The organism is Pseudophaeobacter arcticus DSM 23566 (assembly GCF_000473205.1).
GTDB classification, from domain to species: domain Bacteria; phylum Pseudomonadota; class Alphaproteobacteria; order Rhodobacterales; family Rhodobacteraceae; genus Pseudophaeobacter; species Pseudophaeobacter arcticus.
Map to the genome: position 1 here is coordinate 3,675,369 of NZ_KI421507.1, position 11,672 is coordinate 3,687,040.

Genomic DNA, 11,672 nt, shown 5'->3' on the forward strand with positions numbered 1-11,672 from the left:
CCAGGCCGTGCGTTCAAAACGAGTGGGAGGCGGCCTGTTCAAGACCGCAGCAGGTCTTACCCTGGCCAGGGAAGCACGGGATATCGCCCCAGCCTGCCACCCTAAGGCCGCAGGGATTGACCGATAATGCAAAGACCGCGACATGCGCCGATCTGAAGTTCTGATAGCTAACGGCATTCTGCCTGTCCAATCCCGGATTCATCTAAAATCCAAGGTAGTTTCAGACAGTTGACAAAGTGTTAGCAGGACAACAAAAGGCCGCCCCTGGGGCGGCCTTTCGTAAATTCATCCGAACTCTCACACGGCCCTGCACTCTCACACGGCCCTGCACTGGCTCCGATTCAACCTGGCTCCAATTCAACCCGGCGCCTATTCGGCCGGGGGAGCGTTCGCCGAGTCGACCCTGTTGAGCAGGTCGAGAATATTGTCACGGGTGCCGATGCTGCTCTCAACCAGAGCCCGTGCATGGGCCAGCGGCGAGAGACCTTCGGGATCCTGGCTGGCTTTGGAGATCTGGCTGGTCACCGTGGCAACCTGCCCAAAGGGCGCATCTTCGGCGGGAGTCATGGTCTCGATCGCCTCCATGTTCTCAGAGTGCCAGAAGCCACGCGCCGCAGCATTTGCGTCTTCTTCCAGCATATATTCGCCAGAGCGGCCATATTCACCGTTGCGCCACAGGGCCTCGGCCCGCATCCGGTTGGCTTCCGATCCGTCCAGGCCCATCAACTCGACCAGCGCGTTGTGGGGCTTGCCCAGCGCCAGCGCGGTTTCGGCCATCATCAGGCGGCGGTCTTTGTTTTCAGGCTCCAGCGCCAGTTTCTGCAGCAAGGATTGCGCCTGTTCCGCAAACCCCAGATCCAGCAGGCGACGCGCCATCAGCTCGGCCACCGGGCCAGCTTCGGCGGCGGTCGATTGACCGGCAAACACCAGGCTATACTGCAGGAATGTCACATCATCCGCCCGTTCGGTCAGCAGGGTCATCAGCGGGTCAATCACATCGGCCCGCGCCGCAGGCCCGTCCCGTCGGGTCACCTGTTTCAGCTCGTCAAACGCCTGGGAAAACTCTCCGGTCAATGCCAGAGACACCACACCGGCCTTGCGCAGAGACCCACCCAGTGCGGTATCGCGGCTTTCCAGTTCATACGAGGCGATCAGCTCTGGTACATCCGGAGACAGCGCTTTGCGTTCATTATAGCTGAGCTCAATCAGATCAATCAGCGCCGTTGGTGCGCTTTCAGTACGCTCGGCGACCTCGTCGGTGAGCTTCTCTGCCACCACCTCGGTATTGCCTTCCAGCTCTGCGATTGCAGCTTCGGCCAGGTTGAGCTCCGGCACAAATTCCATCCCGGTCAGGCTAACAGAGCGCAAAATTGCCTCGGCAATATGAAGATCGCCAGATTCAGCAAACATGGAGCTGAGACGGGGGCCAAAGTTCACCCGCAGATGGACAGGCAATTTGGCAAAGGCCTGTTGGATTGCATCGGTATTGGCCGTCTTGCGGATGTTGCCATCCGCCAGAACCGACCAAAGCGCCGTTTGCCCATTGCAGCCCTGCTGCCCCGAAAACGGATGATTGATGCCAATCTCTTTGCCGTCCATCAGATCTGCCATCGCCATAAGCGTGGCCTGTTGCTCGGGATCAATCCGCTCTGTGGGCAGCATGGACAGCATGCCTCGGGCCTCGGCGCCAAAGCCAAAGTAGAGGTAAAGCTTGGCAAGAGCGCGCACACCGGCTGGGTTGATATCATCAAACTCACGCACCAAGGCACCGCGCAACGGGCCAAGCTGATCTGCAAAGGGGCTGTCATTGCCCCAGGTGTGAATGGCGATCCGCCGATCCGGCATGCAATGGTCATCGAGATTGGATTCCGTGGTCGCGCGCGCAATCAACCCTGTCTCACGGTCGATAGCCGAGGTCACAGAAATGTTGTTCAGCGCGTTCAAGGGCCGATCCGACCGCCCCAGCGGCTCTAGCGGCCGATGTCCATCGGTGTCACGTTCTGACTGTGCCACCTCCAGCAAACCCTGGTTGGCTGCTCTGCCAATCTGTTGCAGCAATCGCTGCTCGGAGGCATTCACCGCAGCAGCCCGCGCCGTCTCCTCCATATTGAGAAGCAGATTCATCTCGGGAAGTTCCTGCGGGTCCGCCATAGGTTCCTGCGCTGCGGTCTCGTCCTCTGCCATCGGCTCTGGGCTGACCGGAGATTGGTTCAGACCCAGCTCAGCGTCCAGCCCGGCGGCCAGAACCGCAGATCCACGCGACCCTACGGGTTCGGGCTCTGCCAGACCTGCAGATTCTGCGATCAGTTCCTGGGTTGTCCTGACAGGCACCTCGGCAGGCTCTGCCTGCTGTTGGCTGACTTGCCCGCCCTGATCAGCGCGGATCGCAGATTTCAGGTTCAACGCCAGACGGGCATCCGCAACAGCCCCCTGGGCCAGGTTGAACCGGTATCCGGTTGTTGCTGAAGGGACCCTTGGCTCCTGTGCGACAGAATCCACCGGAGAGCCAAGCGACAGCGCGCCAAAATTGCCCTGTAGCGGGTTGGACAGCACCGGATTGGACGGCAACGGCGTCCCACGGCCATCGGTAATATCGACAACCAGATAGCCGTCGCGCTGCAGGTAGGACTTGATTTCACAGTCACAGCCCAATTCGAACCGCAGGGGCTGACCGGGACCACTTTGTGTCAGACGCTGCAAACGATCGCGGGGGATCAGATCCCATACCCGCGAGGTGTCATATACAGCAGTAGACGAATTAATTTTTAGGCTTGCGGTACGCCCAGATTGGTTGAGCGTCCATTGCGCCCCATCGGGCAGGCGCATGACCAGGCGCGAGAAGCCATCATGCTCGCCTGAGCGGGTCACGATGGTTTCAGCCTGGGCAGAGGTGCCCGCCGCCAACGCTGTGGCGGCTATCGCAAATGCGCGCCAAATCATGCTGCGTCCTGTTTTACCGATCTGAGGGCTTCTTCCAGTTCAGAAAAGCCGGGGCGAATATGCGAAGGCGTGTTTTGGCGACCAACTTCGATACAGATGGCGGCCGCATGGTTGTGAAGGTTCGCAACCAGCACTTCGCGGATCAATTTGTAAAAGTGAGAGTCTTCTTCGGTGATGGTTTTCACCTTGTCGGCAAAAGGACCAACCAGACCATAGGCCAGAAAAATCCCCAGGAATGTCCCAACAAGCGCGCCACCGATCATTTTACCCAAAACCTCTGGCGGCTGGTCGATCGCGGCCATGGTTTTGATAACACCCATAACAGCGGCAACAATCCCAAGCGCCGGAAGCCCATCTGCAACAACCTGCAGGGCGTGGCTCGAATGCTGCGCATGTTGGTAGTTCGCCTCCATGCGCTTTTCCAGCACCTCTTCGACCTGATGCGGATCATCATAGTTCATCGAGGCAGAGCGCATGGTGTCACAAATCAGGTTCACCGCTTCGCTGTCCCCCAGAATCTTGGGGTATTTATTGAAAACCGAGGAGTTCTCGGGGTCTTCGATATGCTGTTCCACCTCAACCGGGTTGGCCCGGGCGATACGGATCAGCGCGAACAATAGGCACAGGAGATCCCGATAATCATCAGACTTCCATTTCGCCCCCTTAAAGACTTTCCCGACGTCTTTAAGGGTGTGCTTGATACTACTCATATCGTTGCTGATCATGAAGGTACCAACAGCGGCGCCACCGATGATCATCATCTCAAAAGGCAAGGCCTTCAAAATGATTCCCATCTTGCCACCGGCCAGGATGTAACCACCGAAAACCATGACAAAAATTACGACTATGCCAATCACACCGATCATGCGGCCACTCCAAATTACGTTGCTTCATCTAAACTTAGGTGAGTCTGATTAAGAAAGGCTGAGCATGAGGCCCAAGTTATTCCTTGGGAACTCCGCTATTGCGACCTGCCATCACAACGCTGATTGTATAGGCGGCTTCCGGGCTCAGGCCGGCCATAATACCAGCCGCAGCCTCTGGCCGCATACGCGCCAGGAAACCGGCTGCAAAATTGGGATCCATTTCTTCAAACAGCGCAGCCGATTCTTTTGGCTTCATCTGTTCGTAAACCGTGGTCAGGCGATCAACATCAGCCTCTGTGGCGCCATCGGCCAATGCCAATGTCGTCCGCAGCTCTTCTTCTGCCTTCTCCAAAGCCGCCAGTTTCCGGTCAATGGCCTCATCAGCGATTCCCAGAGCCTTCATGCGGTCTTCGATCTCGGCTTCCCGCAGCTCTAGCGCCGCTTCGCGCTCCTTGAAGGCTGCCAGCATCGCTTGCAGCTCAGCAGAAGACGGCATGCCCTGGCTTTGCATCTGGCCACCGTGATTGGACCCTTGTTCTTTGCTGTTCTGAAGATTGGAGACTTCCCGCGCAATTGCCGGACCTGCCTCCAGACCCAGGCGCACCAGCGCCGAGCCAATCAAAAGCAGCGACAACAAAAGCAAGGCGCTGCTACGGCTGCGTCCTGGCTTCTTTTCCTTTTTGCTCTTTGGCTGTTTAACAGTCATCACGCCACCCGATTCTTATCGCGGTTGTGGCGTACAAACATGACGCCGGCTGATTTGTTTGGATCTTCTGCCTGGACCTCAACCGCTGCCTTGGGGGCTGCTTCGGTCTCATAGGCAACAGCCAGAGCATCATTTTCTTCCGCCCGGGGAGGAACGGCCCGTTGTGGCTGCGGTGCTGCGGCATTTACTTCCGGCATGTCATGCATCGAGGCCATCATCAGCTCCAGCCGCTGCGCCACCGATTCGGCCCGCCCGGTGAGCTGATCCAGCGCCTGGCTGGAGCCCTCGGTGATTTGCCGCGCCGAGACAAAAGATTTGTTCAAGTCATCTACTTGCGAGGAAAGCACGGCTACGGCTCCGCCGACGCCCTTTTCCAGGTCATTGAACCGTTTCAGTCGGCGCGAAAGCACCAAACAATAAAATCCGGCCCCAAGGGCCCCCGCCGCAAGCAGGATATCAGCAATAAGGTCCATCCCGTTCTCCTAGTTCAGTACGAATTCCATAATCAGCAAATCACGCACACGCCCCTGTCCGGTGGCTATGTTGATTCGCCGCAGCATCTGCGCGCGCAGCTTTGGCAGCGCCATCGGATCAGACAGATCCTCAAGCTCCAAAGCGCGAAGATAGCTATTCAGTACATCGACTACACGGGGGAGGACTTTTTCGACCTCGGCCTGGTGGATCAGATCCACCTCTAATTGTGCGTTGAACCGCAAGTGCTTAATGCCGCTGGCTTTGCGCAGCGAAATCACAATTGGTTCCATCTCGATGAAGGCAAGCTTGGCGATATCCTCCGCCGTCTCACCACTATCTACGCCTTCTGGCGCTTCTACAGCCGCATGAGTCTCTTCGGACTCTGCGGATTTACCAAAGGGAAGAAGCCCTGACGAAACTGCAAAAAATCCGCCACCGCCGCCTGCAATTGCAAGGACGACCCCAATGACGAGGGGCAGTTTGCTTTTTTTACCCGGTGCGTTTTCTTCCGCATTCACTACAGCGTCTGTCATGGCTTTCCCTAAAACGTCGTGCAAGGCCTTCATAACCCCCGAGGAACTAACCGAATGTTAAGGCCCCTCAGTCAAAAAGAGCTCACGCCGGACAGAATGCCGGTGCGACGGAGGTTAAATTGCAGCAGATCAAGAATGTCTGGACCGGTTTGGATACGCGCAAGCGGCTCATTGTGGTTGGCGCCACAGTTGCAGTTATTGCGAGTGTGCTTGCCATGTCCCATGTGGCGAGCAAGCCAACCATGAAATTACTCTATGCCGGGCTCGAAAGTGGCTCAGCTGGGGATGTAGTACGGTCACTGGAAACGACCGGCACACAATACGAAGTCCGCGGTGGCTCTATTTATGTCCCCGCTGATCGCCGCGACGAACTGCGCATGACGCTGGCCAGCGAAGGCCTGCCGGCAAATGGCGGTCGCGGCTATGAACTGCTCGATTCGCTTACCGGGTTTGGCACAACATCGCAGATGTTTGATGCAGCCTACTGGCGCGCCAAAGAAGGAGAGCTGGCCCGTACCATCGTTGCCAGCCCCCATATCAGCCAGGCCCGTGTTCATATTGCCAATACTGGCGTCAATCCTTTTCAGCGCACCGTGGATCCAACAGCCTCCGTATCCGTCGTGCCTCTGGGATCGCCGATCACGCCGGCACAGGCCAATGCAATTCGCTTTTTGGTTGCCTCCGCCGTCACCGGACTGGCGGTTGATAATGTTGCCGTGATCGATGCCAATGGCTCTTTGATCGGATCTCCCGAAGCTGCGGCTGCTGCCGGCGCTGGAACCGATGATCGCTCGCAGTCGATTCGCGAACGGGTCATGCGCCTGGTCGAGGCCCGCGTGGGTCACGGCAATGCCGTGGTCGAAGTCAGCGTCGATACCGTCACCGACACCGAATCGATCCGCGAAAAACATGTTGATCCAGCCAGCCGTGTCGCCATCAGTACAGATGTCGAAGAACGTGCCGATGTGTCCAGCAACCAATCCGGCGAGGTCACCGTGGCCTCGAATATCCCGGATGGTGATGCGGCCTCGGGCCAGGGATCAAAAAACAACACCACCGCGACTCGCGAACGGGTAAACTATGAGATCTCCGAGACCGAAAAAGAAATCATCCGCGGCCCAGGTGCAATCAAACGCCTGACCGTTGCGGTGCTGATCAATGGCCAGACGGTGACCAATGACGCTGGCGAAGCCGTGTTTGAACCGCGTCCCGAAGAAGAGCTTGGCGCCCTGCGCGAGCTGATCTCGGCGGCAATCGGATTTGACGAGGCCCGTGGCGATGTCATCACCTTGAAATCCATGGATCTGCCCGTCATCGAACCCGCAGGTACCGCAGCCACCTCGTCCTTTATGGATAACCTTTACTTTGACGCCATGGGACTCATTCAGATGGCAGCGCTTGCCATTGTGACCCTGGTGCTTGGTCTCTTTGTGGTGCGGCCAATTCTGGCAGGCAAAAGCGAAGGTCTTCCTGCCCTTAGCGCCCCGGATATGGATCCGATGGGCGGGCTGCCTGACCTTCCCGTCATGGGCACCGCGCCTGGCATGGGGGACTTCATGATGAACCCGGATCTTGGCGCCAATATCGCCCTGGATGGTGAAATCCAGGATGGCGGCCAGTTCGGCGGCATCGGAGACATGGGTGGCATGGGGGACATGGGTGGCCTCCCCGCCATCGGCCGCGGCGGCGAAAACCCAGTTGATCGTCTGCGTGAAATGATCGGCGAACGCCAAGAAGAAACCGTCCAGATCCTGCGCGGATGGCTGGAAGAAAATGAGGAACGGGTCTGATGGGAATTACTCACCTGCTAGAAGATTTTGGTCCCGCAACCATCGTACAACCATCTTCTTTCCCGGAAATCTCGGAAGAGGCGATGGAGGAAGAACGGGCTGTCTCTTATGAAAACGGATACAGCGCCGGCTGGGACGATGCGGTAACGGCCAAGGATAAAGAGACGGCTCATATTTCAGCCACTTTGACAAGTTCGCTGGAGGATCTGAACTTTACCTACAAAGAGGCGCAGGCGCAGCTGATCGAATCTCTGGACCCCATGTTCAAGGTTCTGACCAGTGCCGTACTGCCCGATACCATGGCCGCGACCTTTGGCCACCATATCGTCGATCAAATGACCGACATGGCCAAGTTGCACACGCAGCAACCGATGAGCATCTTTGTGTCGCCAGGCGAAGGCGCCGCAGTGCGCGCCCTATTGCCCGATTCTTTTGCCACTCCGGTACAGGTTCAGGAAGACGAAAACCTGTCAGCGGGGCAGGCCTATCTGCGTGCCGGAACTTCGGAACGCGAAATCAACAGTTCAGGGCTGGTTGAGTCCATTCAGGAATCAATTGAAGCCTTTACCTACCACGTCAGAGAGGACAGCCAGTATGGATGACGCCGACGATCTCAAAATGAAGGCCACCGACGCCAGCAACCCGTTTGTTTCCGTTCCCGTCGAAGTTGTCGTCTCGGTTGGCAAAGCCCGACCGCTGGTCCGCGATCTGGTGGGCCTGTGTGAAAATGCGGTTCTGGCGCTGGATAAACGCGTCGAGGATCCCGTTGATCTTTATGTTGGTGATCGGTTGGTCGCCCGAGGTCAGCTTGAAGAAATGGAAGGCGATCAGGCCGGTCAATTGGCGGTTCGCCTGACCGAGATCGCCGATTTGCAAAACGGTCTGGGATGACACGCACAGCCCTAATCCTCACTCTTGTTGTCTCCTGCGCAGCCCTGATGCTGCCGCAGGCGGCAATGGCGCAGGAGCTGAGCCTGTCGCTCGCCGAGGGGCAATCCATCTCGGCCCGCTCGATCCAGCTTATCCTGCTGATCACCGTGCTCAGCCTGGCTCCTGGCCTGCTGATCATGATCACCTGTTTCCCATTCCTGGTGACGGTTCTGTCGATTCTCCGCCAGGGTCTGGGTCTACAGCAGGCGCCCCCCAATATGATGATGATCAGCCTGGCGCTGTTTCTCACCTATTTTGTCATGGAGCCCGTCTTTACCGAGGCCTGGCAGGTCGGCATCAGCCCATTGATCGAAGAACAGATCGACATTGAAACCGGCCTGACGCGTGGCCTGGAGCCCTTTCGGGCCTTCATGGCCAATCGGCTGGATCCGGATACCTTCTATGCGATTTCCGATCTGCGCCCGGACATGGAAGCCATGAACCCCAGTCCCGAAGCGCCGCTTTCGGTGCTGATTCCCAGCTTCCTGCTGTCTGAAATTGCCCGCGCCTTTCAGATCGGCTTTCTGGTCTTCCTGCCCTTCCTGGTGATCGACCTTGTGGTGGCAGCTGTGCTGATGTCGATGGGGATGATGATGGTGCCCCCGGCGGTGGTCTCCCTGCCGTTCAAGCTGGCTTTCTTTGTCGTTGCCGACGGCTGGAGCCTGATCGCAACCGCCCTGGTGCGCAGCTATTATCCCTAGCCGCTAAAATAAGATACAAACTGCGTCCTTCAGAGCAGATCCACAAAAATGATCTAACCCCCCATACCTTTTGGTACGGGGGGTTTTTTGCATGTCTCTCGCCTATGAAAACGCAGGCTGTCTGTCCAAATTTCACAGGAACTGGAATTGGAGTGTGCGATGACTTGGTCAGAAATTCTAGCATTTGCCTTTGTGGCCTCACTGCCGGTCATGTCGCCCGGCTCCAATGGCGTTCTGATCACCAAGGCGCTCAACCCGAAGGTTTCGATGTTCGACCTCGCGGCCTTTCGGCAGTTCATCAATCTGGGCGACGCAACGGTCAGCGTCTCTCTGATGCTTGTCTCAGTACAGGCCTTGATCAACGCGCTTTGGTTTGGCGCCATGGTAATGCTGTTTTCCCAGCTCAGCTCAATGGCAAAAAGCGGTCGTTTTCAGCGCTGGCTGAAAGCTGTGACCGGAGTGGTGTTTATCGGCTTTGGCGCTAAACTCGCTAGCTACCGGGTCGAGGTCTGATACCCAGCACAAGGCTGTGCTCCCCTTTGAGATCTGGCACTGCCAAATAAAAACCCCGGCCGCCTGTGGCGATCCGGGGTTTTTAGCGAGTACCGTCAGTTTTTTGCTTTAGCGCACCACAAACTCAGCGTGCAATGCACCTGCGGCTTTCAGGCTTTTGAGGATGTCGATCATGTCGCGGGGCGACACACCCAAAGCGTTCAGACCGGACACCACCTCGGACAGCGAGGTGGTTTCGTGCACCTCGGCCAGCTGGATACCTGCTTCTTCGTCGATCGCAGCAACCGTGCGCGGCACCACAACGGTTTCGCCATCAGCAAAGGGGTTCGGCTGTGATACCAGGGGGGCCTCTTCGATGCGCAGGGTCAGGTTGCCCTGGGCCACCGCAACCCGTGAGATGCGCACATCGCTGCCCATCACAATAGTGCCAGAGCGCTGATCGACCACCACACGCGCCTTGCGCTGAGGTTCAACCCGCAGGTTTTCCATCCGTCCAACAGCATGGGCCGTTGACCGGGCATTGGTACGTTTGATGTCGATCTCAACAGTGCCGGAATCGCGCATCAGGGCAACGCCACGGCCAAACTCTTCGTTCACCGCGCGCTCGATCCGTTCGGCGGTGGTGAAATCCGGCTCCCGCAGGGCCAGACGCATGGTGGTCAGCGATGACAGATCAAAACCGATCTCGCGCTCAACCCGCGCCCCTGCCGGAATACCACCCGAGGTCGGAACCCCCTGGGTGACCTTGGCTCCGTCCCCTTCGGCTACTGCGCCGCCGGCCAGGACCGTGCCTTGCGCAACTGCATAGATCTGACCATCCGCCGCATTCAGCGGCGTCATGATCAGGGTCCCGCCCAGCAGGCTTTTGGAATCGCCAATGGCGGACACCGTGACATCCACAGTACCGCCAACACGCGCAAAGGGCGGCAGGGTTGCCGTCACAAAGACCGCCGCCACATTTTTGGGCCGGAACTGTTCGCCGGTCACATTGACACCAAGACGTTCCAGAATATTGGTCATGATTTCTTCGGTGAAGGGCGAGTTTCGCAGCCCGTCCCCAGTACCATTGAGCCCGACCACAAGGCCGTATCCAACCAGATCGTTGCCGCGTACTCCGTCGAATTCGACAAGATCCTTGAGGCGAATTGCATTGGCCTGCGCCAGGGTCGGCAGCAGCAGGCAGGCGATCAAAAGGCGAAAGAATTTCATCATCACATGTGCTTCACAAGGCTGAGTTGGGCGCTGCGCGCAGTCACCGTATAAAGGATTTCCAGCTGGGTCTCTGTCGATTTCAGCTTGGAGGAGACTTCATACTGATCGGCCAGAACAATGTCGTTGAAGGCAAGGCTGAGGCTGGTTTTGCTGGCCTCATTGCGCGTGCTGACCCGTTCAAGCTGAGCTTCCATAAAGCCGATATCCGCCTGCACCCCAATCAAACGAGAGCTACTGTCAGCCATTTCGGTCATCCCCGCACGGGTCAGGCCGACCTTGGCTTCATCAGACAGTGCCAGAGCCGGTTCATCCAACAGGGCAAGAATGGCAAAGCTCTGCAAGGCATGGGTCAGGTCCGGGTCATCGGCGCGCAGGGCCAGCGATACCGTCTCGCCATCGCCAATTTCGACGGGAGAAAGATCGGTGGTCGACCCATTGTACATCACCGCGTCAAAACCTGCGGGATCTGCAAACCAGTCTTTCACCGCCTGAACGATGTCGGCAGCATCGGTCAGACCGGCTGTTTCGAGCACCAGTTCGCTCATCAATGTGTCGGCGCTATTCAGCGGCGATGTTCCCGTCGCCGTGCCGGAAAACAGGCTGCGCCCACCGGCCCAACCATTCAATGAGCTGATTGCAGCATCCAGCTGACGGTCAGCCTCTTTGGCGAACTGTTCCGCATCTACTGCATTCAGCGTGGTCGAGACCGAGATGATATCGTCACGCATCAGCTGCGTCCCTTCCGCAATGCGCGACAGATTGCTCTGCATGCTCAGCGCGAAGAGTTTGGTTTCGTTGGTGGCAACGGTTTGGCTGTTAATCCGGTTCAGATTGTTTTCGATATCCGCCAGATAGGAAAAGTCCCCCCCCAACTCTTCGGTCAGGTTGGACTTTTTGCCGGTGGAAACTTCTTGCGACAGCGTCGCCAGATCCATCTTGAGTTCCGCATTGCGATTGCGCAGGAAACTATGTGTGGTCAGGTCGCCGTAGGAATTATAGATCATACG

The 11,672-nt window shown here is 57.5% G+C and carries 12 protein-coding genes; 5 read left to right on the top strand and 7 right to left on the bottom strand.

Translation table 11 applies throughout. The annotated features are described in order from the left end of the window. Nucleotides 1-369: 369 nt before the first annotated feature. The 5 genes from ARCT_RS0122265 to ARCT_RS0122285 form a co-directional block, all read right to left on the bottom strand. Entirely contained in the window at nt 370-2,940 is a 2,571-nt protein-coding gene (locus ARCT_RS0122265; RefSeq protein ID WP_205855545.1) for a hypothetical protein, read from the bottom strand. After that, entirely contained in the window at nt 2,937-3,806 is an 870-nt protein-coding gene (gene motA, locus ARCT_RS0122270) for a flagellar motor stator protein MotA (RefSeq protein WP_027242056.1), read from the bottom strand. Before motA ends, ARCT_RS0122265 begins: the two co-directional genes overlap by 4 nt. Nucleotides 3,807-3,882: 76 nt before the next feature. Further along, nucleotides 3,883-4,512, bottom strand: a complete 630-nt coding sequence (locus ARCT_RS0122275; RefSeq protein ID WP_036785334.1) for a MotE family protein — start codon at nt 4,510-4,512, stop codon at nt 3,883-3,885. After that, nucleotides 4,512-4,985, bottom strand: coding sequence for a hypothetical protein (locus tag ARCT_RS0122280; protein ID WP_027242058.1), 474 nt, complete (start codon nt 4,983-4,985; stop codon nt 4,512-4,514). The genes ARCT_RS0122275 and ARCT_RS0122280 overlap by 1 nt, the downstream gene beginning before the upstream one ends. A 9-nt stretch (nt 4,986-4,994) precedes the next feature. Continuing rightward, nucleotides 4,995-5,519, bottom strand: a complete 525-nt coding sequence (locus ARCT_RS0122285; RefSeq protein ID WP_027242059.1) for a flagellar basal body-associated FliL family protein — start codon at nt 5,517-5,519, stop codon at nt 4,995-4,997. 119 nt (nt 5,520-5,638) lie between these two features. Between ARCT_RS0122285 and fliF the strand changes: the two genes are divergently transcribed. The 5 genes from fliF to ARCT_RS26735 all read left to right on the top strand — a co-directional run bounded on the left by fliF (nt 5,639) and on the right by ARCT_RS26735 (nt 9,453). Beyond that, nucleotides 5,639-7,309 (top strand): flagellar basal-body MS-ring/collar protein FliF, encoded by a 1,671-nt coding sequence (gene fliF / locus ARCT_RS0122290; protein ID WP_027242060.1) that lies wholly within the window; start codon nt 5,639-5,641, stop codon nt 7,307-7,309. Continuing rightward, a complete protein-coding gene (locus ARCT_RS0122295) occupies nt 7,309-7,911 on the top strand; it encodes a FliH/SctL family protein (protein ID WP_027242061.1) in 603 nt (200 codons plus the stop codon). The genes fliF and ARCT_RS0122295 overlap by 1 nt, the downstream gene beginning before the upstream one ends. Further along, complete coding sequence (locus ARCT_RS0122300) at nt 7,904-8,200, top strand: FliM/FliN family flagellar motor switch protein (protein WP_027242062.1); 297 nt, start codon at nt 7,904-7,906, stop codon at nt 8,198-8,200. The genes ARCT_RS0122295 and ARCT_RS0122300 overlap by 8 nt, the downstream gene beginning before the upstream one ends. After that, nucleotides 8,197-8,940: a flagellar type III secretion system pore protein FliP gene (gene fliP / locus ARCT_RS0122305; protein WP_027242063.1), complete on the top strand. Its 744-nt coding sequence runs from the start codon at nt 8,197-8,199 to the stop codon at nt 8,938-8,940. Before ARCT_RS0122300 ends, fliP begins: the two co-directional genes overlap by 4 nt. A gap of 159 nt (nt 8,941-9,099) precedes the next feature. After that, on the top strand, nt 9,100-9,453 hold the full coding sequence (locus tag ARCT_RS26735) for a LysE family translocator (protein WP_051360957.1): 354 nt from the start codon (nt 9,100-9,102) through the stop codon (nt 9,451-9,453). Nucleotides 9,454-9,561: 108 nt separating this feature from the next. Here ARCT_RS26735 and ARCT_RS0122315 read toward each other — a convergent pair whose 3' ends face one another. Both ARCT_RS0122315 and ARCT_RS0122320 read right to left on the bottom strand, forming a co-directional pair. Continuing rightward, the gene (locus ARCT_RS0122315) at nt 9,562-10,662 is read right to left on the bottom strand and encodes a flagellar basal body P-ring protein FlgI (RefSeq protein ID WP_379575446.1); all 1,101 of its coding nucleotides are present in this window, start codon (nt 10,660-10,662) and stop codon (nt 9,562-9,564) included. A gap of 2 nt (nt 10,663-10,664) precedes the next feature. Further along, the gene (locus ARCT_RS0122320) at nt 10,665-11,669 is read right to left on the bottom strand and encodes a flagellin (protein ID WP_027242065.1); all 1,005 of its coding nucleotides are present in this window, start codon (nt 11,667-11,669) and stop codon (nt 10,665-10,667) included. Nucleotides 11,670-11,672: the final 3 nt, after the last annotated feature.

Excerpts from the sequence above, each read along its gene's own strand:
- ARCT_RS0122280 (WP_027242058.1), bottom strand. The coding sequence starts at position 4,985 with ATGGACCTTATTGCTGATATCCTGCTTGCGGCGGGGGCCCTTGGGGCC.
- ARCT_RS0122275 (WP_036785334.1), bottom strand. The coding sequence starts at position 4,512 with ATGACTGTTAAACAGCCAAAGAGCAAAAAGGAAAAGAAGCCAGGACGC.
- ARCT_RS0122300 (WP_027242062.1), top strand. The coding sequence starts at position 7,904 with ATGGATGACGCCGACGATCTCAAAATGAAGGCCACCGACGCCAGCAAC.
- ARCT_RS0122295 (WP_027242061.1), top strand. The coding sequence starts at position 7,309 with ATGGGAATTACTCACCTGCTAGAAGATTTTGGTCCCGCAACCATCGTA.
- ARCT_RS0122265 (WP_205855545.1), bottom strand. The coding sequence starts at position 2,940 with ATGATTTGGCGCGCATTTGCGATAGCCGCCACAGCGTTGGCGGCGGGC.
- ARCT_RS0122315 (WP_379575446.1), bottom strand. The coding sequence starts at position 10,662 with ATGAAATTCTTTCGCCTTTTGATCGCCTGCCTGCTGCTGCCGACCCTG.
- motA (WP_027242056.1), bottom strand. The coding sequence starts at position 3,806 with ATGATCGGTGTGATTGGCATAGTCGTAATTTTTGTCATGGTTTTCGGT.
- ARCT_RS0122320 (WP_027242065.1), bottom strand. The coding sequence starts at position 11,669 with ATGATCTATAATTCCTACGGCGACCTGACCACACATAGTTTCCTGCGC.
- ARCT_RS0122285 (WP_027242059.1), bottom strand. The coding sequence starts at position 5,519 with ATGACAGACGCTGTAGTGAATGCGGAAGAAAACGCACCGGGTAAAAAA.
- ARCT_RS26735 (WP_051360957.1), top strand. The coding sequence starts at position 9,100 with ATGACTTGGTCAGAAATTCTAGCATTTGCCTTTGTGGCCTCACTGCCG.
- fliP (WP_027242063.1), top strand. The coding sequence starts at position 8,197 with ATGACACGCACAGCCCTAATCCTCACTCTTGTTGTCTCCTGCGCAGCC.